Here is a 21,815-nt window from a genome sequence, read left to right as displayed (position 1 = left end):
CGTGGGACCTGGCCCAAGAAAAAGTAGAGGCCAAGTTCCTTCCGCGTGCATCCGATAGTGAAGCGGCGCAACGCGAAGGAGAGATGGCGGAGCTGCACGAATCAATCGCGGGCCTACTCGCCAAACGCGGGCAATGGCGGCAGTCCTACCACCATATGCGCTCGGCGATGGATCTGATCCGCAGCTCGGTCGCGCGTAACCCGCCTTAGCGCCCGGAAACGGAACACTGCACTTGGAATGGTGCGCTCAGTGTCGATCAAAATCTTCGCCAAGTGCGGACCACGCGTTGCTCCGTGATCGAGTCTTGCACTAGTCGGCCGACGAACCTCATCGCTCCTGTTCATTGACGGCCGTCTGGGGCAGAGGTTCGAATCTCCTCGGCCCACTCCGATGACCAAGGTCGGTGCGAGGCGTATCGTCCCTGGCCCCAGGCTGTCTGTCTAGCCTCCGAGCTCGGATGTTCCATGCCGGGCACTTCACGATTACCGGTCGGCTCTACCTCCGGTAGGCCAGCTCAGCCAGTCGCGTGCCCGTTGACCAACCAGCCAGGCAGCGTCTCCAAGTGGTATCCCCGACGCCGATAGCACGCGGATACGAAGCCATGCCACATCTACGGCGTCGCCGGGAAAGGTCTGCGGCGTGCTGGCGGTGGCGCCTGGGGACGCGGGAGGCTCGTCGCACCGTGGTCATCACTACAAGTTCGCCGTGGCGTAGTGGTCTTCGTGTTCGCCCTGGGGCTCCTCAAACTTGGGAGACAGCTTCGATCGCTTCACGGCAGAATGTCAGTACTGGACCGAGGAGGGTTGGACGCGTTGGCAAGCGGAACGCAGCTGATCGACGTCCCTGTCCCTTGCGGTGATACCGAGCGGCGGGAACCAGCGACTCACGCCGGGAGTTTTGTGTAGATGCTGTTCGAACCCGACCGGGGGCACTTACTCTGCGCAACCCTCCCTCCTCGGTCGGATTCGGACGAGATCGGCAGATCGAGGCACCCAGCCGGTCCGACCCTTCGCCGGTACCCCTGTGCCGCCGCGGCAGTGATGATCGGGGCAGTCGCGTGAAGGGACCGCCGATGATCGATCCGCCCGTGGTAGCCCACGTTCGCAGGCGGACGTTGCTGGTGCTCGTGGTCGCGCAGGTGCTCGCGGGTGCCGGGCTGGCGGCCGGGGCGACCACCGGAGCGCTGCTGGCCGAGGACCTGCTGGGCAGCACCGCGCTGGCCGGGTTGCCGGTCGCGTTGTTCACGCTGGGGGCGGCCGGGGCCGCGTTGTTGATCGGGCGGTTGTCGCAGGCTTTGGGACGCAGGCCGGGGCTGGCCGCCGGGTACGGGCTCGGGGCGGCCGGTTCGGCGGGAGTCGTCGTGGCGTCGGTCGTCGGCAACGCTCCGCTGCTGGCCGTTTCGCTGCTCTGCTACGGCGGTGGGTCGGCCGCGAACCTGCAAGCCCGGTACGCCGGCGCGGATCTGGCGGACGCCGCTGGCCGGGGCAAGGCTCTGAGCACTGTTCTGGTCGCGACCACGGTCGGTGCGGTCGTCGGTCCCAACCTGACCGCGCCCTCCGGCGCGTTCGCCGAGGGCATCGGGGTTCCGGCTCTGGCCGGGCCGTTCCTGCTCGCGTTCGCCGCTTACGGATTGGGCGCGGTAGTGCTGCTGGTGTTCCTGCGCCCTGATCCGCTGTTGACCGCGCGGAAGCTGGTCCAGCCGCAGCAGCAGCGGGTGGAGTCCGTTGGCGGAAGCCGCCGCCTGCTCGCGGTCGCGGCCGTGACGCTGGTGCTGACCCAGGTCGTGATGGTCGCGATCATGACGATGACGCCGGTCCACATGAGCGCGCACGGGCACGGCTTCACCGAGATAGGCCTGGTCGTCGCCGTGCATGTCGGGTGCATGTACCTGCCGTCGCCGGTGACCGGCGTGCTCACCGACCGCCTCGGGCGGAGGCCGGTGATGGCCGCCGCCGGCGTGGTGCTGCTGGCCGCCGGGCTGCTGGCCGCCACTGCTCCGGAGCACTCGGTGGCGTGGCCCGCGCTCGCGCTCGGGCTGCTCGGACTCGGCTGGAACCTCGGGCTCGTCGGAGGCACCGCGATGGTCACCGACGCGGCGGATCTGGCGACCCGGGCGCGGGTGCAGGGCCGCATCGACCTCGCCGTGGCGCTCGCGGGCGCGACCGGCGGGCTCTCCAGCGGCGTGGTCGTCGCCACTGCCGGCTTCGCCGGGCTCTCGGTGCTCGGCGGCGTTCTCGCGGTCTGCCTGCTCCCGTTGCTGCTGCGCCGGTAGGCCGACGTGCCGGAGAACACGAGTCACGAAGAGATCACTTCGGGCTTGTGAAGGTGGCCCGCACCCGGTGGTCCACTCCGGTCGTGGCACCCTGGTAGGGCTGCCCCCGCCCCGGAGTACGCGACCGGGCGATGACCAGGAGTGGTTGAGTGTTCGACTTTATCCTCTATCCGGTGTCGGCCATCTTGTGGTTCTGGCACAAGATCTTCGGCTTCGTGCTCGGCCCTGACAACGGTTTCGCCTGGGCGCTTTCGGTGTTCTTCCTGGTGTTCTCGCTGCGCACGGTGCTGCTCAAGCCCGCGATCAGCCAGATGCGCGCGGGTCGCAAGATGCAGAAGTTCGCGCCGCAGATCCAGAAGCTGCGGGAGAAGCACAAGAACGACCGCCAGCGGATGGCGCAGGAGATGCAGAAGCTCCAGTCCGAGCACGGGGTCAACCCGCTCGGCGGCTGCCTGCCCGCGCTGCTGCAGATCCCGGTCTTCCTGAGCCTGTTCCACGTCCTGCGCGAGTTCCAGCCGGGCAGGCAGAGCAACTACATCTTCGACGCCGAGGGTGTGCGGTCGTTCGTCGAGGCCGACGTCTTCGGCGCGAAGCTGTCGAACTGGATCACCCAGTCCGACCACGACCTCGCGCTGTTCGGCACCGACCGGCCCTCGATGATCATGGTCGGGGTGCCGCTGATGATCATCGCCTCGGTGGCCACCTTCTTCTCGATGCGCATCTCGATGAAGCGCCAGACCGAGGCGGCCATGGCCAACCCGCAGACGGCCATGATGAGCAAGCTCATGCTCTACATCGCGCCGGTCGGCGCGCTGGTCTCCGGCCCGTTCCTGCCGATCGCCGTGCTGCTGTACTGGATGGCGAACAACTTCTGGACCCTGGGCCAGGCGCACTTCCTCACCAACAAGATCGACCGCGAGGAGGCCAAGGCCAAGGAGAAGGAGCTCGCGGCCAAGCAGTCCGTGCCGCGGCCCAAGCCCGGTGCGAAGCCCACTGCCAAGCAGGCCGACGAAGCGGCCAAGGAGTCCGGCGACACCGCCGAGCCGGCCACGACCAACGGCGAGGCGAAGCCCGCCGCCGCGAACAAGACCAACGGCCAGCGCGCCGGAGGCCGCCCGGGCGGCGGCAAGAAGCAGCAGCAGAAGAACCGCCCCGGCAAGCAGGCCGCGTCGTCCAAGCGGAGTCAGAAGAAACGACGATGACCGACCAAGCAGAGGGCCCGCGATCGGATCGCGGGCCCTCTGCGCGTCTTGGGACAGGCCCGGACGGACTCGACGATCGTCCGGAGCCGGGCGGAGCAGGTTCTTCCGGTGAGTGCTACAGCGAAAGGGTGCAGCTCACCCTGGCTCCGTGAGCCGAGCTGGAAAGCGCGAAGCGGGCCCGGTGATCACCGGGCCCGCTTCGTCGTGCGAGGTCAGACCACCGGGTTGGCCACCACGATGCGGTTCTCGTCGTAGCCGGTGTCGCCGCCGACGAACCGGCCGCCGCAGGTGACCAGCACCAGCCGGTGCTCACCGCCCTGCCCGAACAGCTCGGCCGCGCGCTGCGGCAGCGTCTCCTTGTCCACGGTGACGATCTCCGACACCCGGTAGTCCCAGGTCTTGCCGTCCTCGTCGGTGACGGTCACCAGCTCGCCCTGCGCGCTGTCCCACAGCTCGGCGAACGGGCCGGTCGCGCCCTTCCAGTTCACGTGGCCCGCCAGGACCGTGGCCCCCTTCGGGGAGTCCAGGCCGGCACCCCACCAGGTCGCCTCGCCGACGCCGTCGGGCACCGGCAGCGTCCCGGAGCGGTCGATCTCCTTGCGCACCAGCTCCGCGGTGCCGCCCTTCGGCAGCCGGACGGTGCCCGGCGGCTGGCCGATGGGCACGTGCACCGGCTGCGGCGGCAGCGCCGCCAGCTGCTCGGCAGGCGCCTCCGCCTGCGGTGCGGCGACCGGAGGCTGCTCGGACGAGCCCGAGAGCAGCACGCCGGTGACCACGCCCACGACGGCGACAAGCGCCACCACGCCCGCGGAGACCAGTGCGATCAGACGTGCGTTCACTGCTGTCCGCCCTCGCCGATCCGGCGGCGCAGCGCCCACCCGCCGAGGACGGTGGCCACGGCCACCGCGAGCGCACCCGCGCCCAGCAGCGACATCTCGCCGAACTCGACGGTCTCACCCGCGGTCACGCCCGGGTCGCCCGCCGGGATCTGGATCGGGACGGTCGGGGTGTTGGCCTTGTTGGTCAGGCTCAGGGTGAGCGTCTGCCCGGGCTCCAGCTTGCCCGCGACCGACGGCGGGTTGGCCGCGTCGAACGACTCCTCGTAGCCCTTGGCGGGCGCGACCTCGGTGATCACCACGTCCTGCGGGGTCTTGAGGCCGGGCACCGAGACGGTGCCGTCGGCGCCGGTGGTCACCACGGCGGGCTGACCGTCGGGGCCGACCAGCTCGCTGCCGTCCTGGCGCAGCGCGGGCTTGCCGTCGGGCGCGGTGACGCGCAGCGCGACACCGGCGATCCCGGCCTGGCTCTCGGCGTCGAGCTTGCCGACCTGGACCACGCCGGGCGCGGTCACGGCGGTGGTGGCGTCCTCGACGGTGAGCTGCTTCTCGCCGCCGGTGGACACGACTCGCTGGGTGGTGTCGGGCTGGTTGACCGCCTGCTGCACGTACGGGCGGTCGGCGGGCGCGGACAGCTCACCTGTGATCTTCGGGTTCGGGCCGGTGGGCGTGACCTTCAGCGCGAGCGGGCTGCCGTCCTCGGGCGTGGTGACGGTGCCGTCCTCGCCCAGGCCCTCGACCTCGGCGTCGGTGACGTTGAGCTTCACCGGGACGTCGCCGACGCCCTTGTCACCGGCGCGCTCGACGGTCAGCTTCCACTCGGCGGCCTGGCCGATGGTCTGCGGCTCCTCGGGCGCGGTCAGCGCCGCGTCCCACGGGCCGCGGTTCTCGACGGCCTCGGCACGCAGCGACTCGACGGCGTTCTTGGCGCCCTCGGGCAGCTTCGCCAGGTGGCCGTCGACGTCGTAGGCGATGTCCTTGAAACCCTTGGCCGGGTTCAGGTCGCCGGCGTTGCGCGGAGCCGACGTCCAGGAGTGCAGCAGGTGCGCCAGCGCCGCGGCCTTGTCCGCGTCCTGCGTGGTGCCGTAGCGCAGCAGCAGGTAGGAGATGTTGGCGGCGACGTCGTCGGGGATCTTCTCGCCCCACTTGGTCTTGAGCTCGTCGCCGGGCCGGTACTCCTCGCCGCTGTCCGGAGCGGTGAACGCGAACTGCACGCACCAAACCTGCTGGCCGTTGACGACGTAGGAGCCGAGCCAGTCCCGTTCGGGTTGCGGGTTGCCGCGGTAGGGCTGGCCGGGCTTGGTCTCGTGGCCCAGTCCTTCCTGCGGATCGGCCAGCGCCGATCCGGGCGTCGCCAGGAGCGTTCCCCCGGCGAGCACAGCGGTTCCCACCACCGCTGTGATCAACTTCCTGAACGTGCGCATGCAAGCTCCAGTGTCGGTCGCGGAGAATCAGGGGGTCGCGACGTGCTCGCTGTGTATTTCACGTTCCCCGAAGCGCTTACCCCGATCAGCGAGCCGTGCCACCCGCTGTGATACTTCCGGTTACGGAAAGTGGCTACAAGAGACCATTCGGTTGATCGGTAGCGGCTACGATGCGCAGCCGATCGATAGCTGAACCGACCTTGGAAGTCACCCGTTCGGCCGCAGGCTCGTGCCGTTGCCGCGCTCTCGCGATCACTGGTCGCAGCCGCCCCGGGAGGTTGGCGACGCAACGTGATCGTTATCGCATTCCGAATCGATACCCGGTGGTCTCCGAATCCGGTCGCGGGCGCGCGTAAAGTCTGTTTTACCCGAACGGGAACTGATCGGTGGGTCCGATCGTTGGTACCGGTGACGGCGCAAACACGCCCAGGAGGATGAGTTGCGCACAACGAGCAACCCCGCGTTCAAGAACCTGCCGACCGCCGGCGGGTACGCGAACTTCAACCACGGCCAGGGCGGCTACGGCGCGCCCTTCGGCCAGGCGCCGGCTGCGCCGCCGCAGACCGCGCGTCCGATGACCATCGACGACGTGGTCACCAAGACGGCCATCACGCTGGCGATCGCGGTGGTCACCGGCGCGGTGACCTACCTGATGGGTCCGATCGCGCTGTCGCTGGCGCTGCCCGCGGCGCTGATCGGCCTGGTGATCTCGCTGGTCATCATCTTCAAGAAGAAGGTCAGCCCCGCGCTGGTGATCGCCTACTCGGTCGTCGAGGGCGTCTTCCTCGGCGGCATCAGCTACCTGTTCGCGATGATCGTGGGCAACCCCGGGATCATCCTGCAGGCGATCGCGGGCACCGTGGGCGTTTTCGCCGCCATGCTCGTGGTTTACAAGACCGGGGCGATCCGGGTCACGCCGAAGCTGACCAAGTGGATCATCGGCGCGGTCGCCGGTGTCGCGGTGCTGATGCTGGTCAACCTGATCGCGAGCTTCTTCGTGCAGGGCGGACTGGGGCTGCGCGACGGCGGTGGTCTGGCGATCGCCTTCAGCCTGCTGTGCATCGGCATCGCGGCGTTCAGCTTCCTGCTCGACTTCGACGCCGCGGACCAGGCCATCAAGGGCGGGGTGGACGCGAAGTTCGCCTGGTACATCGCCTTCGGCCTGATGACCACGCTGGTCTGGCTCTACCTGGAGATCCTGCGACTGCTGTCCTATTTCCAGAACGACTAGCGCTGATCGCAACGACAACGGGCGCCGCTCCTCGGGGAGCGGCGCCCGTTTCGCTTTGGGCCTTTGAGACAGCCCGTCGTCAGCTCAGGCGCTCGACGACCATGGCCATGCCCTGACCGCCGCCGACGCACATGGTCTCCAGGCCGAACTGCTTGTCGTGCCACTGCAGCGAGTTCAGCAGCGTCGTGGTGATCCGGGCCCCGGTCATGCCGAACGGGTGGCCGACGGCGATCGCGCCGCCGTTGACGTTCAGCTTCTCCAGCGGGATCCCGAGGTCCTGGTAGGACGGGATGACCTGGGCGGCGAACGCCTCGTTGATCTCCACCAGGTCGATGTCGCCGATGCTCAGGCCCGCCCGCGCGAGCGCCTGCTTCGACGCCTCCACCGGGCCCAGGCCCATGATCTCCGGCGACAGCCCGGACACGCCGGTCGAGACGATCCGCGCCAGCGGGGTCAGGCCGAGCTGCTTGGCCTTGGTGTCGCTCATGATCACCACGGCGGCGGCGCCGTCGTTGAGCGGGCAGCAGTTGGCCGCGGTGATCCGGCCGTCCGGGCGGAAGACCGGCTTGAGCCCGGCCACGCCCTCCTTGGTCACGCCCGCGCGCGGGCCGTCGTCGGCGTCGACGACCTTGCCCGACGGGGTGGTGACCGGGGTGATCTCGCGGGCCCAGAAGCCGTTGGCGATGGCCTTCTCGGCCAGGTTCTGCGAGCGGACGCCGAACTCGTCCATCTCGTCCCGGCTGATCCCCTTCAGCAGCGCGAGGTTCTCGGCGGTCTGGCCCATCGGGATGTAGACGTCGGGCACGGCGTCGTAGGAGCGCGGGTCGGTCCAGGAGTCGGCGCCTTCGGCAGCGGTCTTCTCGGTGCGGGCCTGCGCGTCGGCGAACAGCGGGTTGCGGGTGTCGTCCAGCGAGTCCGAGCTGCCCTTGGCGAAGCGCGACACCGCCTCCACGCCGGCGCTGATGAACACGTCGCCCTCACCGGCCTTGATCGCGTGCAGCGCCATCCGGGTGGTCTGCAGGCTGGAGGAGCAGTAGCGGGTGACGGTCGTACCGGGCAGGTTGTCGTAGCCGAGCAGCACCGCGACCACGCGGGCCATGTTGAAGCCCTGCTCGCCGCCCGGCAGCCCGCAGCCCAGCATCAGGTCGTCGATCTCGGCCGGGTCGAGCTCGGGCACCTTGTCCAGCGCGGCCCGCACGATCTGGGCGGTGAGGTCGTCCGGCCGGACGTCCACCAGCGACCCCTTGCCGGCGCGGCCGATCGGGGAGCGAGCGGTCGCGACGATCACTGCTTCGGTCATGGGAACTCCTTCGTTCACCGGGATTGGCACTGCGTGTCATTAGCTTGGTGGGGTCACTGTATTGCCGCGCAGACCATGTTCGCGGTGATACCCGTCACGGGCAATGCCCTGACCAACCGATCGGTATGGGGTTGCCGGGCCCGCGCCTGCCCGGAGATGTCCCGGAACGCCCGCTCAGTCCTGCGACCTGCGGTGCAGGGCCCGGTTCAGCCGCGCCACGACGCGGCTCGTCGGCCGCCGGGCCTCCGCCGCCTCCGACCGCGTCGGCGCGGCAGGCAGCGGACCGCCCTCCCACTCGCCGATCGCCGCGCACATCGCGGGCAGCAGGATCCTGGTGACCGCCTCGTACCCGGCGCCGGACGGGTGGAACCGGTCCGGGCTGAAGTACTCGTTCGGCCGGGCCAGGAACTCCGGTGCCAGCAGGTCCGCCAACGGCACCGCGTGCCCGCCGTTGGCCTCGACCACCCGCCGCTGCGCCCGGCCCAGCGCCAGGCTCCACGACCGCGCGATCGACCGCAGCGGCTGCGGGATCGGCCGGATCGCACCCAGGTCCGGGCAGGTTCCCACGACCACCGCGACCCCGGCCTCGGTCAGCCGCGTGACCTCCTTGCCGAGCAGCTCCGCGCACACCGGCACCGACAGCCGCGAGGTGACGTCGTTCGCGCCGATGATGACCAGCGCCAGCCGCGGCGGGTCGGCGAGCACCAGGTCGACCTGCGCGTGCAGCTCCTGCGAGGTGGTGCCGACGATCGCGTGCGTGCGCAGGGACACCGGGCGCTCCAGCTCCTCGGCCAGCCCGCGGGCGATGCGGACGCCGGGCAGCTCGTCGGGGAAGTTCACCCCGAGCCCCGCCGCGGCCGAGTCGCCGAGCACGACCAGCTCCAGCGGCTTGACCCCCGCGGCCAGCTCGGAGCGCGGCACCGGCCCGGTGCCGTCGGGCAGGTGCACGCCGTCCGCGCGCAGGGGCATGTTCGCCGGCGGCCCGATGACCCGCCGCGCGTAGCGGGACTGACCGTTGAGCAGTCCGTACGCGGCTCCGGAGAGCCCACCGGCGGTACCGGCCGCCAGCATCGCCAGCCGGAGTGCCTTCTGCCCGATCATTCCTGCTCCTCGAGAGGTGAAAAACGGCGAACTTCCCCACCGGGAAGACGTCGCGGACCTGCGATTCGTTCCCTGACCGTGTGTCGTCGCATACGGGTTCTCGGTTAGCCGGGGACCTGCGATTAGGCTCCGCAGCACAGGCGCGAGATGAAGGGTGAGGATCCCCGCGTGGACTACGTCGAGCACATCGCCGATCTGGTGGGCAATACTCCGTTGGTACGGCTGAACTCGCTGGCCAAGGGGGAGACCCCCGTCTTGGCCAAGGTCGAGTACCTCAACCCCGGTGGCAGCGTGAAGGACCGGATCGCGCTGCGGATGGTGGAGGCCGCCGAGGCCTCCGGTGAGCTGCGGCCGGGCGGCACGATCGTCGAGCCGACCTCCGGCAACACCGGCGTCGGGCTGGCCATGATCGCCCAGCGCAAGGGGTACCGCTGCGTGTTCGTCTGCCCGGACAAGGTCAGCGAGGACAAGCGCAACGTGCTCGCCGCCTACGGCGCGGAGGTCGTGGTCTGCCCGACCGCGGTCCCGCCGGACCACCCGGACTCCTACTACAGCGTCTCCGACCGCCTGGTCACCGAGATCGAAGGCGCCTGGAAGCCGGACCAGTACACCAACCCGGCCAACCCCGAGTCGCACTACCTGTCCACCGGCCCGGAGATCTGGGCCCAGACCGACGGGCGGATCACCCACTTCGTGGCCGGGATCGGCACCGGCGGCACCATCTCCGGCACCGGCCGCTACCTCAAGGAGGTCTCCGGCGGCCGGGTGCGGATCATCGGCGCCGACCCGGAGGGCTCGGTCTACTCCGGCGGCAAGGGGCGGCCCTACCTGGTCGAGGGTGTCGGCGAGGACTTCTGGCCGGAGACCTACGACCGCGAGATCTGCGACGAGATCATCGCGATCTCCGACGCGGACTCCTTCGGCGTCACCCGCGACCTGGCCCGCAAGGAGGCGCTGCTGGTCGGCGGTTCCTGCGGGACCGCGGTCGCCGCGGCGCTGAAGGTCGCCGAGACCGCCGGGCCCGACGCCGTGATCGTGGTGCTGCTGCCCGACGGCGGCCGCGGCTACCTCACCAAGGTCTTCAACGATTCCTGGATGGCCTCCTACGGCTTCCTCTCACCCGACCACGCGGGCGGTTCGGTCGGGGACGTGCTGCGCCGCAAGGACGGCACGATTCCGGAACTGGTGCACGTGCACCCCAACGAAACGGTCGCGGAAGCGGTCGCGATCCTGCGCGAGTTCGGCGTTTCCCAGATGCCGGTCGTCAACGCCGAACCCCCGGTGATGGCCGCCGAGGTCGCCGGAGCGGTCAACGAGCGCGACCTGCTGGACGCGCTGTTCGCGGGCCGGGCCAACCTCGCCGACCGGGTCGAACTGCACATGTCCCCGCCGCTGCCGACCATCGGCGCGGGCGAGGAGATCAGCGCCGCGATGGCCGCGCTCGCCGGGGCGGACGGGGCGATGGTGCTCATCGACGGCAAACCGGCCGGTGTGGTGACCCGGCAGGATGTGCTCGGATTCATCGCCGGAAGATGACGAGTTGTTACGTATGAGCACTACGCTGCTTTCGGATCGGATAGCGTGTGTGACCGCACGCCCCACGAACTTCGCTTTTCATGCCCTAAAGGAGTAAGGAAACCCGATGACCACTCCGCAGCCGCCGGACGGTGGCCAGCAGCCCGGTCAGGGCTCGGCCGACCAGAACCCGGAATCGACTCAGATGATCTCTCCGCAGCAGCAGGGCGGGCAGGCAGCCGGCGGGGCGGACGCGACGCAGGTGGTCCGACCGGCAACGCCGCCGACCCAGCAGCCGTCGGACTCCACCCAGGTGGTCCCGCCGTCGATGCAGCCGGCGCAGCCGATGTACGAGCAGCCCGGTCTGGCCGGTCAGCAGCAGCAGTTCGGCCAGCCGGCTCCGCAGAGCCAGCCCAGCGGGTTCGCGGCGCAGCCCGGCACCCCCGGCGGCGGCTTCCCGGCGCCGCAGGCGCAGCCGCAGGGCGGCTTCGGCGCTCCGGCGCCGCAGGCCGGCTACGCGCAGTCGCCGTACGGCCAGCAGCAGGGCCAGGGCAGCAAGGGCCTGGCCATGACCGCGGGCATCGTCGCGATCGTGATCGGCGCGCTGGCCACCATCGGTTACCTGATCGGCACCCTGGGCCTCGGCGCGGTTTCGGCCTCGTACGACCAGATCAAGGAGCTCAACGAGTCGCTCGGTGAGTACGGCTCGGACGTTCCGATGCCGGAGCTGCCGCCCATCGGGTTCCTGTACTTCTCGTACCTGACCTCGCTGGCCGCGGCCATCGCGCTGCTCGTCGGCGGCATCCTGATCATCCGGCGCGCCAAGGTCGGCCCGCTGCTGGTCGCCGGTGGCTCCGGCGTCTGGGGCCTGCTGTCGATCATCACGATCTTCGTCGTCGGCAGCTACGGCATCGCGGGCGCGATCGTCGGTGTGCTGTTCGCGATCGCGATCGGCGTCCTGGCCATGCTGCCCGGCACCCGCGAGTACGTCGCGGCGGGCAGCGCGGCTCCCGCCGCGGCCGGTGCGTACGGCCAGCAGGGCGGCTTCGGCCAGCAGCAGCCGGGTCAGCAGTACGGCCAGCAGCAGTACGGCCAGCAGCAGCAGTACGGCCAGCCCGGCCAGCAGCCGGGGCAGCTCTACGGCCAGCCCGGTCAGCAGCCGGGTGGCTACCAGCAGCCCGGTCAGCCGCCGCAGCCGCCGCAGTGGTGACCCGCTCGCGCTGAAGTCCCGCCGAGGCCCCGACCGTCCGCCGGTCGGGGCTTTGGCTTTTCTGGCGGGACCTTCTCTGGCTCTGAGCCCAAGCGACCGGCGGCGGGCCGGAACCCACGCGGGCGCGGCGGAGCCGTACGCTGCTCCGTATGAGCGACGGTTTCGCCACCCGCGCGATCCACGCGGGCCAGGACGCAGATCCGACCACCGGTTCGGTGATCGTGCCCATCCACGCGACCTCGACCTACGCCCAGGACGGCGTCGGCGGGATGCGGTCGGGCTACGAGTACTCCCGCACCGGCAACCCGACCCGGACCGCGCTGGAGCAGTGCCTGGCCGCCCTCGAAGGCGGCAGGCACGCCAGGGCGTTCGCCTCCGGCATGGCCGCCACCGACGCGGTGCTGCGCGCCGCGCTGCGCCCGGGTGACCACCTGATCATCCCGGACGACGCCTACGGCGGGACCTTCCGGCTGATCGACAAGGTGCTCTCGGGCTGGGGCGTCGAGTACTCGCCGGTCCCGGTGGGCGACGTGGACGCGGCCCGCGCCGCGGTCCGCCCGAACACCAAGCTGATCTGGATCGAGACGCCGACCAATCCGCTGCTCAACATCGGCGACATCGCCGCGCTCGCGCAGCTCGCCAGGGACACCGGCACCAAGCTCGTGGTGGACAACACCTTCGCCTCGCCGTACCTCCAGCAGCCGCTGGAGCTCGGGGCCGACGTCGTCGTGCACTCCACGACGAAGTACCTCGGCGGGCACTCCGACGTCGTCGGCGGCGCGGTGGTCACCTCCGACGACGAGCTCGCCGAGCAGGTCGCGTTCCTGCAGAACAGCGCCGGAGCGGTGCCGGGGCCGTTCGACGCGTGGCTCACGCTGCGCGGGCTGAAGACGCTCGCGGTCCGGATGGACCGGCACAGCGCCAACGCCGAGCGGATCGTCGCCGCGCTCCAGGGGCACGAGAAGGTCGCGAAGGTGTTCTACCCGGGGCTGGAGAGCCACCCGGGGCACGAGGTCGCGGCCAAGCAGATGCGCCACTTCGGCGGCATGGTGTCGTTCACCCACGTCGACGGTGAGCAGGCCGCGCTGGACGTCTGCGCCCGCACCCGGCTGTTCACGCTGGCCGAGTCGCTGGGCGGGGTCGAGTCGCTGATCGAGCACCCGGGCCGGATGACGCACGCGAGCACCGCGGGCTCGATGCTCCAGGTGCCGTCGGACCTGGTGCGGCTGTCGGTCGGCATCGAGGAGGCCGACGACCTCGTCGAGGACCTGCTCAACGCGCTCGGCTGAGCCGGATCAGGGCGCGACGTCGGTTTCGGTCGCGCCCTGGCCGTGTTCCGGCAGCCGCGGAGCGACCGGCAGGTCGTCGGGTTGCAGGCAGCCGCCGACGAGCTCGAACCCGCCCTCGCGGGGGCGGTAGCTCCCGGGATCGTCGCAGCCGCCGTGCACCGCGGTGAACACCGCGATCCCGGACAGCGCCGTGGCCACGGCCAGACCCGACAGCAGCGGCAGATTGCCCGTCGAAGGCGTCAGCCGTGCCATGCTTCCTCCCAGAACCGGCGTTCGACACCGGTTCCTCGAGGGTACCGAAAGGCTGTCAGCTGGACAGGTGGTTTCCGCCGAGCCGCCGAGTGCGGCGGGCGGTGCGACCATGGGCGGATGCGCCTGGTCGGGCTGGACCGGATCCGCGCCGCCGGTGAACAGCTGGTCGGGGTCGCGCGGCGCACCCCGCTGGAGCACTCGCGGGTGTTCGGCGAGGCGTGCGGCGGCGAGGTGCACCTGAAGTGCGAGAACCTGCAACGCACCGGCTCGTTCAAGCTCCGCGGCGCGTACGTGCGGTTGCACGCGCTGGACGAGTGGAAGCGGGCGGCGGGCGTGGTCGCGGCGAGCGCGGGCAACCACGCGCAGGGCGTCGCACTTGCCGCGTCGTTGCTGGGGATCCGCTCGACCGTCTTCATGCCGGAACGGGCGCCGCTGCCCAAGGTTGAGGCGACGAAGTCCTACGGCGCCGACGTGCGGCTGCACGGCGCGGGGCTCGGCGAAGCGCTCGACGCCGCTCGTGAGCACGCGGTGCGGACCGGGGCGGAGTTCATCCACCCGTTCGACCATCCGGACATCATCGCCGGTCAGGGGACTGTCGGGCTGGAGATCGTGGAGCAGCTCCCGGAGGTGCGCAGCATCTTGGTGCCCGCCGGGGGCGGCGGGCTGGTCGGCGGCATCGCCGCGGCGGCGAAGGCGCTGCGGCCGGAGGTCCGCGTGATCGCGGTGCAGGCGGAGCGGGCCGCGGCCTGGCCGCCGTCGCTGGCCGCGGGCAAGCCGGTGCCGCTCACCGACACCCAGACGATGGCGGACGGCATCGCGGTGGCCGAGCCCGGCGAGGTCACCTTCGCGCACGTGTCCGGCCTGGTCGACGAGGTGCTGACCACCGGCGAGGAGACGCTGTCGCGGGCGCTGCTGCTGTGCTTGGAAAGGGCGAAGCTGGTCGTCGAACCGGCGGGCGTCGCCGCCGTTGCCGGGTTGCTGCAACATCCCGAGCAGGTCGTTTCCCCCGCCGTCGCGGTGCTTTCCGGCGGCAACATCGATCCGCTGCTGCTGCTCCAGCTGATCCGGCACGGCATGATCTCGTCCGGCCGCTACCTGTCGCTGCGGGTCCGGTTGCCGGACCGGCCGGGTGCGCTGGCGTCGCTGCTGGCCCGGCTCGGGGAGCTGTCGGCCAACGTCGTCGACATCGAGCACTCGCGGATCTCCGGCGCGCTGGCCGTCGGCGAGGTCGACGTCGAGATCAGCCTGGAGACCCGGGGACCCGAGCACCGCGAACTGGTCGTCGCGGAGCTCGGGGCCGCGGGGTTCGAGCTGGTCGACTCCGACGGGTAGGGGCGTCCCGGCGCGCGGGACGCCCCGGCGATCACAGGTTGCCCCGGAGCTCCTGCTCCCGCTCGATCGCCTCGAACAGGGCCTTGAAGTTGCCCTTGCCGAAGCCGAGCGAGCCGTGCCGCTCGATCAGCTCGTAGAAGACCGTCGGGCGGTCGCCGATCGGCTTGGTGAAGATCTGCAGCAGGTAGCCGTCCTCGTCGCGGTCGACCAGGATCCCGTGCTCCTTCAGCGTTTCGATCGGCAGCCGGACCTCGCCGATCCGGGCGCGCAGATCCGGGTCGTCGTAGTAGGAGTCCGGCGTGCTCAGGAACTCCACGCCCGCCGCGCGCATCGCCGTGATCGTGGCGACGATGTCGCCGGTGGCCAGGGCGATGTGCTGGCAGCCGGCTCCGCGGTAGAACTCCAGGTACTCGTCGATCTGCGACTTGCGCTTGCCGACCGCGGGCTCGTTGAGCGGGAACTTCACCCGGTGGTTTCCGTTGGCCACGACCTTGCTCATCAGCGCCGAGTACTCGGTGGCGATGTCGTCGCCGACGAACTCGGCCATGTTCACGAAGCCCATGACGCGGTTGTAGAAGGCGACCCACTGGTCCATCTGGCCCAGCTCGACGTTGCCCACGCAGTGGTCGACCGCCTGGAACAGCCGCTTCGGCGCGTCCGCGGGCTTGCGGTAGCTGCCGGTGCGGACGACGTATCCGGGCAGGTACGGGCCGTTGTAGCGGCTGCGGTCGATCAGGCTGTGGCGGGTCTCGCCGTAGGCCGCGATCGCCGCGACCCGCACGGTGCCGTTGTCGTCGGACACGTCGTGCGGCTCTTCCAGCACGGTCGCGCCCTGGGCGCGGGCGTGCTCGACGCACTGGTCGACGTCGGTGACCTCCAGGGCCAGGTCGACGACGCCGTCGCCGTGCTTGCGGTGGTGCTCGGTCAGCGGGCTGTCCGGGTCGACCGCGCCCTTGAGGACGAACCGGGCCGAACCCGACTTGAGCACGTACGCCTTGTGGTCTCGGTTGCCGTGTTCGGGGCCGCTGTAGGCGACCAGCTCCATGCCGAACGCGACCTGGTAGAACAGCGCGCTTTGGGTGGCGTTGCCCACGACGAACACGACCGCGTCCATCGCGCGGACCGGGAACGGGTCCTTCGAGGGGTCGTGGTCGACGAGCCCGACGAGCTGGCGCATCTGGTCGAAGGTCACGTCGTCGATCTGGCCGCTCTGGCCGCCGTGGTTGACGGTGCCGGTCACGATGCTCCTCCACTGGTTCTGTCCGTGAGTTCGTGCTGACGCCAGCGTGCGCGGGGAGGGCATCCTGAGCAACAGGGCTAAAAAATCCTGTACAAAGTGATCAGCAAATGATCCGTTCGACCGGTCCAACTGGTCAGACTGAGCAAGGAGTGTGACGTGGCTCCCAGCCTGCCCGAGGAGGCGCTGGACGCGCTGGACGCGCGGTTGTTGCTGCTGCTGTCGGACGAGCCCCGGCTCGGGGTCCTGGAGTGCTCTCGCCGGCTCGGGGTGGCGCGCGGCACGGTCCAGGCGCGGATGGACCGGATGGTGCGGCGCGGTGTGCTCCAGGGCTTCCCGCCGGACCTGGACCTGGCGGCGATGGGCTACGGCCTCACCGCGTTCGCCGTCCTGGAGATCGCGCAGGGCCGGCGTGCGGCGGTCGCGGCCCGCCTGGCGGCGATCGACGAGGTGTGCGAGGTGCACGCGACCACCGGGCAGGGCGATCTGTTCGTGCGGATGGTGGCGCGGTCCAACGCCGACCTCCAGCGCGTGATCGACAACGTCGTCACGGTCCCCGAAGTGCGGCGCACCTCGACCTCGATAGCGCTGTCCACGCCGGTCCCGCCCCGGGTCCGCCCGCTGCTGGAGCGGCTGGCCGCCTCCGGCACCGACCGGCAGGACCCCGACGCCGACTGATCCCGCGCGAAGGCGCCGGGCCGCGGGATGCCGACCGCTGATCCCGCGCGCGCATGCGAAGGCGGGCGCCCCCGGTGGGAGCGCCCGCCTCGAATTCTCGGGGTGCGGTCAGCCGGCGAAGGGCTCCGCCTTCACCAGGGTGACCTGCATGGTTCCGCCGTTGGGCAGCTCGTACTCCCGGGTCTCGCCCTCCTTGGCGTCCAGCAGCGCCTGGCCCAGCGGGGAGCTGGGGGAGTAGACCTCCAGTTCGCCGTGCGCGCCCTCCTCGCGGGTCGCCAGCAGGAACTTCTCGGTCTCGTCCTCGCCGTCGTAGCGGACGGTCAGCACCGAGCCGGGCTTGGCGACACCGGACTCGGTCGGCACGTCGCCGACCTTCGCGGTGCGCAGCAGCTCCTGGAGCTGACGGATGCGGGATTCGATCTGGCCCTGTTCCTCGCGGGCCGCGTGGTAACCGCCGTTCTCCTTGAGGTCGCCTTCCTCACGCGCCTCGTTGATCTTCGCGGCGATCACCGGGCGGTTGGCCACGAGCTCGTCCAGCTCACTTTTGAGCCGGTCGAAAGCATCCTGGGTCAGCCAGGTCACCTGGGTCTCGCTCACGGTCACCACTCCTCGTCGACGGCGACTCCGCGCCTTCCGCGGAGCCGACAAACGCCGTCCCCGGTCGGTAAAGCTCAGGAACGGAAAAACACGGCCCGCGCGGGGCCGTGCTGATGCGACGATAGCACGAAGCAGCACGCCGAGGGGCTGGATTTTCCCAGCATCCGGCGTTGCGGAGCACTGTTCACCCAGTTGGCCGTAGGTGGGTGGACAAGTATTCAGGAACCTTGTAGGTGCAGCCGTACACCTCCCCGATTGTCGGTCGGGCGGAGGTACGCAGGACAGTGTCCTGCCGAACGGTGTCGTCCGCCGGTTGGACCAGAACTTCCTTGCGCCCCACTTCCTCGCCGGACTTGGCGCGGGCCCGGACGACGCACGCGGCGGGCCGGTGCGGATCGTCACGACGGACCTCCAGGGTGATCCGCACGGAACCGTCGTCGAGGATCGTGAACGCGGTCTGCTTGCCCTCGATCGGGGAGCTGCCGAGGTTCTGGTAGCCGATGAGGCTCACCACGAGCAGGGCGACGACCGTCACCCCGGCCAGCAGCCACCGCACGGCCGGGCGCGACCGCGTGCGCGCACGCGAGCCGTACCGGCCCTCCGGTAACCGCTGGCCTGTCATCGCAGCGAGTCAGCCCTTCGCATCGGCCCCTGCCGCCGTGATCGTCGGACCCGGCGGGAACAATGGGCCCCGACATCCTCGTTGAGTATCCCCGGGGAGTCCGGCCTGCGTGCGGCGGGGCCGGTTCCGCGAGCGGGTCCGCGTTGATCTGTGCTGAAGCAGGAGGGACTGCCTGGCCATGGCCGAGAAGCTGCGTCTGATGACGGTGCACGCGCACCCGGACGACGAGTCCAGCAAGGGGGCCGCCACCACCGCGAAGTACGTGGCCGACGGCCACGAAGTGATGGTTGTCACCTGCACCGGCGGGGAGGCGGGCAGCATCCTCAACCCGGCGATGGACCGCCCGGAGGTGCTGGCGAACCTGACCGAGGTCCGCCGCGAGGAGATGGCGCGCGCAGCCGAGATCCTGGGCGTTCGGCACCGCTGGCTCGGGTTCGTCGACTCCGGCCTGCCCGAGGGCGACCCGCCGCCCCCGCTGCCCGAGGGCTGCTTCGCGCTGGTCCCGCTGGAGACCTCCACCCGCGAGCTGGTCAAGGCGATCCGGGAGTTCCGCCCGCACGTCGTGATCACCTACGACGAGAACGGCGGCTACCCCCACCCCGACCACATCCGGTGCCACGAGGTCTCGATGGCCGCCTTCGACGCGGCGGGCGACCCGGAGCTGCACGCCGACGCCGGCGACCCCTGGCAGCCGCTGAAGCTGTACTACTCGCACGGCTTCTCCCGCAAGCGCATGCAGCTGTTCCACGACGCGCTGCTGGAGCGCGGCATGGAGTCGCCGTACGGCGAGTGGCTGGAGCGCTGGGACTCCGACCGCCCGGACCCCGACGAACGGGTCACGACGCGGGTCGAGTGCGGTGCATACTTCGGGGTGCGGGACGAGGCGCTGAAGGCGCACGCGACCCAGATCGACCCGAACAGCCGCTGGTTCGCGGTGCCCGCCGACCTCCAGCGCGAGATCTGGCCGACCGAGGACTACGAGCTGGTCCGGTCGCTGGTCGACACCACGCTGCCGGAGGACGACCTGTTCGCGGGCGTGGAAGAGAAGGTGTGTGCGGTATGAGTGCCCACGGGGCGGTCGCGCTGGTCCTGGCGCAGGCGCCGCCTCCGCCGCAGGATCCGGGCGGTCAGGGCGAGGACTTCGGCAAGTCCTCGCCGGTCGGCCTGCTGCTGCTGGTGCTGTTCGCGGTCGCGGTGGTGTTCCTGATCCGGTCGATGACCAAGCACCTCAAGAAGGTTCCGGTCGCTTTCGACGAGCAGAAGGCCGCTGCGGCGGCTCCGGCCCGGGTGAAGCGGGCCGAGCAGGCGCGCGAGGCCGAGGCGGAGAAGCAGGAGAAGCCCGAGAAGCCGGACAAGGACGACGGCTCCTAGCCGAGCGGCCCGCCCGCCTGCGCGGGTTGAGCGGCGCCGAGCAGCCCGCCCTGATCGCTTGATCGGGCGGGCCGTTCCTCATTCCGGGGTGCAGGGCAGTTCGTTCACGTCCTCGCGTTCCATCCCCTCCGGCACCGCGGCGAGGTAGTGCACCGTGGCGCGGGTGTAGTTGGTGAGGTTCAGCCCGCACGACCGCGGCCGGTCGAAGACCACCCGCACCGGGTAGCTCTCCAGCACGCCCTCCGCACAGCTCGGGTCGCAGGAGTTGACCCGCGCCGTGCCCGCTGCCTCGGCCGCCTGCCCGCCCCAGCCGGACCACCGCAGGTCCTCGACGGCGTAGTTGGCGTCGGCGCAGGCCAGGGTGATGCTGGTCGGCTGGACGGCGCCCTCGGTGACGCAGTTGACGAACCCGGCGGAGTTGATCACCACGTCGGTCCGGCCGCCCTCGCCGGTCGCGGCGAGCAGGGCGCCGCCTGCCGGGTCGAAGGTCAGCGAGGTGCCGTCCCGGGCGATCGTGACCCGGCTGCCGGAGTCCTCGGTGACCTCGATGTCCGGTACTGCGGCGATCACCCGGTACAGCGCCGCCCGCAGCGGGCCAGGGACGCCGGGGGAGACCAGCAGCTGGCGCGCCGAGTCGAACAGGTCCTGGCCGGGCGCGAGCTCCCGCAGTCGATCATCCAAAGTGGACGGATCCGTCGGCAGCGCGCGCAGCCCCTCGTAGTCCACCTGCGCGGGGCCGACGCGGTAGATCACCGGGCCGGAGGAGACGCCGCCAGGTTCTGCCCCGGGCAGCGGCGGACGGCCCGACCGCTCCCAGCGCTCCTGCTGCTCGGCGGTGTCGAACCGGGGCGGCGAGACCGAGGTCGTCGTGGTCGCGAACCCGCCGCCGTCCAGCCGCACCTCCACGGTCCGCTCCACCGAGTACGCGAACCCCTGCTCGGTGTGGCGGCTCGTGGTGCTGGACTTCTGGTACGCCTCCAGCTGCATCGGGATCTCCTGGTAAGTGGTGCGGACCGCGGTCGCGGCGCGCTCCAGCAGCTCGGCCGCACTCGCCGACGGCGGTCGGCTCAGCACCGACCCCAGCACCAGCACGGCCGCGGCCACCGCGGCGATCAGCACCGCCGCCGGCGGTCTGCGCAGGACCGGCCCACGCCGCTCGTCGCGCGGGGTGGCCAGGATCCGTTGGAGCAGCGCCCGGTTGTGCTCCCGCCACCGCTCGGTGTCCACATCGGACTCCGAGACCGGGTTCGCGGCCCGCAGCATCCGCATCGCGCGGTCTTCGTCGCTCATGGCGCGGCCTCGATCTCCCCGAGCGCGCGGAGCAGCCGCTTGCGCGCCCGGTGCAGGCGCAGCCGCGCGGTCGGCCGGGTGCAGCCGAGCACTTCGGCGATCCGTTCCACCGACAGGTCCTCCCAAGCGTGCAACGACAGCACCTCCCGGTCGCTCTCGCTGAGCCGCCGCATCGCCTCGGCGATCAGCGGCGCCGAGTCGTCCTCGTGCGCGCGGGTGCGCGGGGTGTGCAGCGCGACCTTGTCCCGCAGCGCTTCCTGGCGCGCTCCGGCGCGACGCTGGTTCGCCAGCGCTCGGCGCGCGACCCCGAGCAGCCACGGCAGCGGGTCGTCCGCGGGCACGTCGCCCAGCCTGCGCCAGGCCACCAGGAACGTCTCCGAGAGCGCGTCCTGCGCGGTCTGCTCGTCGGCCCGGCGCAGCAGGTAGCCCAGCACGGACCGATGGTGCGCGCGGTAGACGCGCTCGAACGCGTCGCTGGCCGCATCCGGCAACCCCGGCCTCCCCTCCCGATCCGGAGCCGGCCCGGCCCCCGACGCCGGCCTGCCCCGATCCCGTCCCCGGTCCGGACGCCGCCCGGCCCGGTCCCGCCGGTGATGCCCCCGGGCACCACCGGCGCGGTCATCGCGCTGCGCCCGGGAGCGCGAACTCTTCGCCGTTGTCCAGCACCGCGCGGGTGAACACCGAGCCCACCGGCGCGTCGAGCGTGACCCGGACCCGTTCCGGCCGCGACTCGCCATCGGCGCAGCTGGGCTCGCAGTCGTTGATCTCGGCGGTCCCCAGGCCCGAAGCCTGCGCCGAACCCCACGAATCCCAGTCGATGCCGCGCACCACCGCGTTGCCGTCCGCGCAGGTCAGCACGATCTCGCTCGGGCGCACCAGGGACTGGCCCGCGCAGTCGCGCACCGCGCTGTCCTCGCCGCTCGCCAGCGCCACAGCGGTGCCCGCGCCGATGAGGGTGAACGCCGCGGCTCCGGCGACCGCGAGCTTGTGGGTCAGGTTCATCGCGAACTCCAATCTGTCTGCCTTCACCCCGGTGCTGTCCGGGAACGCGAAGGT

The 21,815-nt window shown here is 70.8% G+C and carries 21 protein-coding genes and 1 pseudogene; 11 read left to right on the top strand and 11 right to left on the bottom strand.

Features of this window, described 5'->3' with window-relative positions; translation table 11 throughout:
• The 3 genes and pseudogenes from ABD691_RS27405 to yidC form a co-directional block, all read left to right on the top strand.
• A pseudogene (locus ABD691_RS27405) lies at window positions 1-209 on the top strand (hypothetical protein); the annotation flags it as partial.
• An 863-nt stretch (window positions 210-1,072) separates the two neighbouring features.
• Entirely contained in the window at window positions 1,073-2,272 is a 1,200-nt protein-coding gene (locus ABD691_RS27400) for an MFS transporter (RefSeq protein ID WP_344684555.1), read from the top strand.
• 173 nt (window positions 2,273-2,445) lie between these two features.
• Entirely contained in the window at window positions 2,446-3,474 is a 1,029-nt protein-coding gene (yidC, locus tag ABD691_RS27395) for a membrane protein insertase YidC (RefSeq protein WP_425565170.1), read from the top strand.
• Window positions 3,475-3,686: 212 nt separating this feature from the next.
• Here yidC and ABD691_RS27390 read toward each other — a convergent pair whose 3' ends face one another.
• Together ABD691_RS27390 and ABD691_RS27385 are read right to left on the bottom strand one after the other, a co-directional pair.
• Window positions 3,687-4,313: a class F sortase gene (locus tag ABD691_RS27390; protein ID WP_344684550.1), complete on the bottom strand. Its 627-nt coding sequence runs from the start codon at window positions 4,311-4,313 to the stop codon at window positions 3,687-3,689.
• Window positions 4,310-5,734 (bottom strand): MSCRAMM family protein, encoded by a 1,425-nt coding sequence (locus tag ABD691_RS27385; protein ID WP_344684548.1) that lies wholly within the window; start codon window positions 5,732-5,734, stop codon window positions 4,310-4,312. Before ABD691_RS27385 ends, ABD691_RS27390 begins: the two co-directional genes overlap by 4 nt.
• Window positions 5,735-6,173: 439 nt before the next feature.
• Between ABD691_RS27385 and ABD691_RS27380 the strand changes: the two genes are divergently transcribed.
• A complete protein-coding gene (locus ABD691_RS27380; RefSeq protein ID WP_344684546.1) occupies window positions 6,174-6,965 on the top strand; it encodes a Bax inhibitor-1/YccA family protein in 792 nt (263 codons plus the stop codon).
• A 79-nt stretch (window positions 6,966-7,044) separates the two neighbouring features.
• On the opposite strand, the gene ABD691_RS27375 is transcribed toward ABD691_RS27380, so the two are convergent.
• Both ABD691_RS27375 and ABD691_RS27370 read right to left on the bottom strand, forming a co-directional pair.
• The gene (locus tag ABD691_RS27375) at window positions 7,045-8,265 is read right to left on the bottom strand and encodes an acetyl-CoA C-acetyltransferase (protein WP_344684544.1); all 1,221 of its coding nucleotides are present in this window, start codon (window positions 8,263-8,265) and stop codon (window positions 7,045-7,047) included.
• Window positions 8,266-8,439: 174 nt separating this feature from the next.
• Entirely contained in the window at window positions 8,440-9,366 is a 927-nt protein-coding gene (locus ABD691_RS27370) for an SGNH/GDSL hydrolase family protein (RefSeq protein ID WP_344684542.1), read from the bottom strand.
• A 168-nt stretch (window positions 9,367-9,534) separates the two neighbouring features.
• Between ABD691_RS27370 and ABD691_RS27365 the strand changes: the two genes are divergently transcribed.
• The 3 genes from ABD691_RS27365 (at window position 9,535) to ABD691_RS27355 (ending at window position 13,380) form a co-directional block, all read left to right on the top strand.
• Complete coding sequence (locus tag ABD691_RS27365; RefSeq protein ID WP_344684540.1) at window positions 9,535-10,902, top strand: cystathionine beta-synthase; 1,368 nt, start codon at window positions 9,535-9,537, stop codon at window positions 10,900-10,902.
• A 106-nt stretch (window positions 10,903-11,008) separates the two neighbouring features.
• Window positions 11,009-12,091, top strand: a complete 1,083-nt coding sequence (locus ABD691_RS27360) for a PRA1 family protein (RefSeq protein ID WP_344684538.1) — start codon at window positions 11,009-11,011, stop codon at window positions 12,089-12,091.
• 149 nt (window positions 12,092-12,240) lie between these two features.
• Window positions 12,241-13,380, top strand: coding sequence for a cystathionine gamma-synthase (locus ABD691_RS27355; protein WP_344684536.1), 1,140 nt, complete (start codon window positions 12,241-12,243; stop codon window positions 13,378-13,380).
• A gap of 6 nt (window positions 13,381-13,386) precedes the next feature.
• Here ABD691_RS27355 and ABD691_RS27350 read toward each other — a convergent pair whose 3' ends face one another.
• Window positions 13,387-13,632 carry a hypothetical protein gene (locus tag ABD691_RS27350; protein WP_344684534.1) on the bottom strand — a complete coding sequence of 82 codons (246 nt, stop codon included), beginning with the start codon at window positions 13,630-13,632 and terminating at the stop codon, window positions 13,387-13,389.
• Between the two features lie 117 nt (window positions 13,633-13,749).
• Between ABD691_RS27350 and ilvA the strand changes: the two genes are divergently transcribed.
• Complete coding sequence (ilvA, locus tag ABD691_RS27345) at window positions 13,750-14,964, top strand: threonine ammonia-lyase (RefSeq protein WP_344684531.1); 1,215 nt, start codon at window positions 13,750-13,752, stop codon at window positions 14,962-14,964.
• Window positions 14,965-14,995: 31 nt separating this feature from the next.
• Here ilvA and hppD read toward each other — a convergent pair whose 3' ends face one another.
• On the bottom strand, window positions 14,996-16,141 hold the full coding sequence (gene hppD, locus ABD691_RS27340) for a 4-hydroxyphenylpyruvate dioxygenase (protein ID WP_344684727.1): 1,146 nt from the start codon (window positions 16,139-16,141) through the stop codon (window positions 14,996-14,998).
• Window positions 16,142-16,372: 231 nt separating this feature from the next.
• Between hppD and ABD691_RS27335 the strand changes: the two genes are divergently transcribed.
• Window positions 16,373-16,879, top strand: coding sequence for an Lrp/AsnC family transcriptional regulator (locus tag ABD691_RS27335; protein WP_425565176.1), 507 nt, complete (start codon window positions 16,373-16,375; stop codon window positions 16,877-16,879).
• Between the two features lie 108 nt (window positions 16,880-16,987).
• Here ABD691_RS27335 and greA read toward each other — a convergent pair whose 3' ends face one another.
• Both greA and ABD691_RS27325 read right to left on the bottom strand, forming a co-directional pair.
• On the bottom strand, window positions 16,988-17,476 hold the full coding sequence (gene greA, locus ABD691_RS27330; protein WP_344684527.1) for a transcription elongation factor GreA: 489 nt from the start codon (window positions 17,474-17,476) through the stop codon (window positions 16,988-16,990).
• 184 nt (window positions 17,477-17,660) lie between these two features.
• Window positions 17,661-18,098, bottom strand: a complete 438-nt coding sequence (locus ABD691_RS27325; protein ID WP_344684525.1) for a DUF4307 domain-containing protein — start codon at window positions 18,096-18,098, stop codon at window positions 17,661-17,663.
• 178 nt (window positions 18,099-18,276) lie between these two features.
• Here ABD691_RS27325 and mca point away from each other — a divergent pair, with 178 nt between their 5' ends.
• Both mca and ABD691_RS27315 read left to right on the top strand, forming a co-directional pair.
• Window positions 18,277-19,161: a mycothiol conjugate amidase Mca gene (gene mca / locus ABD691_RS27320; protein WP_344684524.1), complete on the top strand. Its 885-nt coding sequence runs from the start codon at window positions 18,277-18,279 to the stop codon at window positions 19,159-19,161.
• Entirely contained in the window at window positions 19,158-19,469 is a 312-nt protein-coding gene (locus ABD691_RS27315; RefSeq protein WP_344684522.1) for a hypothetical protein, read from the top strand. The genes mca and ABD691_RS27315 overlap by 4 nt, the downstream gene beginning before the upstream one ends.
• 78 nt (window positions 19,470-19,547) lie before the next feature.
• Here the strand turns inward: ABD691_RS27315 and ABD691_RS27310 are convergent, their stop codons facing one another.
• The 3 genes from ABD691_RS27310 to ABD691_RS27300 all read right to left on the bottom strand — a co-directional run bounded on the left by ABD691_RS27310 (window position 19,548) and on the right by ABD691_RS27300 (window position 21,761).
• Window positions 19,548-20,759, bottom strand: a complete 1,212-nt coding sequence (locus ABD691_RS27310; RefSeq protein WP_344684521.1) for a hypothetical protein — start codon at window positions 20,757-20,759, stop codon at window positions 19,548-19,550.
• Entirely contained in the window at window positions 20,756-21,250 is a 495-nt protein-coding gene (locus tag ABD691_RS27305) for an RNA polymerase sigma factor (protein WP_344684520.1), read from the bottom strand. The genes ABD691_RS27310 and ABD691_RS27305 overlap by 4 nt, the downstream gene beginning before the upstream one ends.
• Window positions 21,251-21,377: 127 nt before the next feature.
• Window positions 21,378-21,761 carry a hypothetical protein gene (locus ABD691_RS27300; protein ID WP_344684518.1) on the bottom strand — a complete coding sequence of 128 codons (384 nt, stop codon included), beginning with the start codon at window positions 21,759-21,761 and terminating at the stop codon, window positions 21,378-21,380.
• Between the last annotated feature and the right edge of the window lie 54 nt (window positions 21,762-21,815).

The sequence above is a fragment of the Saccharopolyspora taberi genome (assembly GCF_039534165.1).
Lineage (GTDB): Bacteria > Actinomycetota > Actinomycetes > Mycobacteriales > Pseudonocardiaceae > Saccharopolyspora_D > Saccharopolyspora_D taberi.
The sequence above is the reverse complement of the archived record's forward strand: the minus strand, read 5'-3'. Positions and strand labels throughout refer to the sequence as shown.

What these genes read in the sequence shown, in the direction of transcription:
- ABD691_RS27400 (WP_344684555.1), top strand. Translation starts at nt 1,073, where the DNA reads ATGATCGATCCGCCCGTGGTAGCCCACGTTCGCAGGCGGACGTTGCTG.
- ABD691_RS27385 (WP_344684548.1), bottom strand. Translation starts at nt 5,734, where the DNA reads ATGCGCACGTTCAGGAAGTTGATCACAGCGGTGGTGGGAACCGCTGTG.
- ABD691_RS27375 (WP_344684544.1), bottom strand. Translation starts at nt 8,265, where the DNA reads ATGACCGAAGCAGTGATCGTCGCGACCGCTCGCTCCCCGATCGGCCGC.
- ABD691_RS27370 (WP_344684542.1), bottom strand. Translation starts at nt 9,366, where the DNA reads ATGATCGGGCAGAAGGCACTCCGGCTGGCGATGCTGGCGGCCGGTACC.
- ABD691_RS27360 (WP_344684538.1), top strand. Translation starts at nt 11,009, where the DNA reads ATGACCACTCCGCAGCCGCCGGACGGTGGCCAGCAGCCCGGTCAGGGC.
- ABD691_RS27355 (WP_344684536.1), top strand. Translation starts at nt 12,241, where the DNA reads ATGAGCGACGGTTTCGCCACCCGCGCGATCCACGCGGGCCAGGACGCA.
- ABD691_RS27350 (WP_344684534.1), bottom strand. Translation starts at nt 13,632, where the DNA reads ATGGCACGGCTGACGCCTTCGACGGGCAATCTGCCGCTGCTGTCGGGT.
- ilvA (WP_344684531.1), top strand. Translation starts at nt 13,750, where the DNA reads ATGCGCCTGGTCGGGCTGGACCGGATCCGCGCCGCCGGTGAACAGCTG.
- hppD (WP_344684727.1), bottom strand. Translation starts at nt 16,141, where the DNA reads ATGCGCCAGCTCGTCGGGCTCGTCGACCACGACCCCTCGAAGGACCCG.
- ABD691_RS27325 (WP_344684525.1), bottom strand. Translation starts at nt 18,098, where the DNA reads ATGACAGGCCAGCGGTTACCGGAGGGCCGGTACGGCTCGCGTGCGCGC.
- mca (WP_344684524.1), top strand. Translation starts at nt 18,277, where the DNA reads ATGGCCGAGAAGCTGCGTCTGATGACGGTGCACGCGCACCCGGACGAC.
- ABD691_RS27315 (WP_344684522.1), top strand. Translation starts at nt 19,158, where the DNA reads ATGAGTGCCCACGGGGCGGTCGCGCTGGTCCTGGCGCAGGCGCCGCCT.
- ABD691_RS27310 (WP_344684521.1), bottom strand. Translation starts at nt 20,759, where the DNA reads ATGAGCGACGAAGACCGCGCGATGCGGATGCTGCGGGCCGCGAACCCG.
- ABD691_RS27300 (WP_344684518.1), bottom strand. Translation starts at nt 21,761, where the DNA reads ATGAACCTGACCCACAAGCTCGCGGTCGCCGGAGCCGCGGCGTTCACC.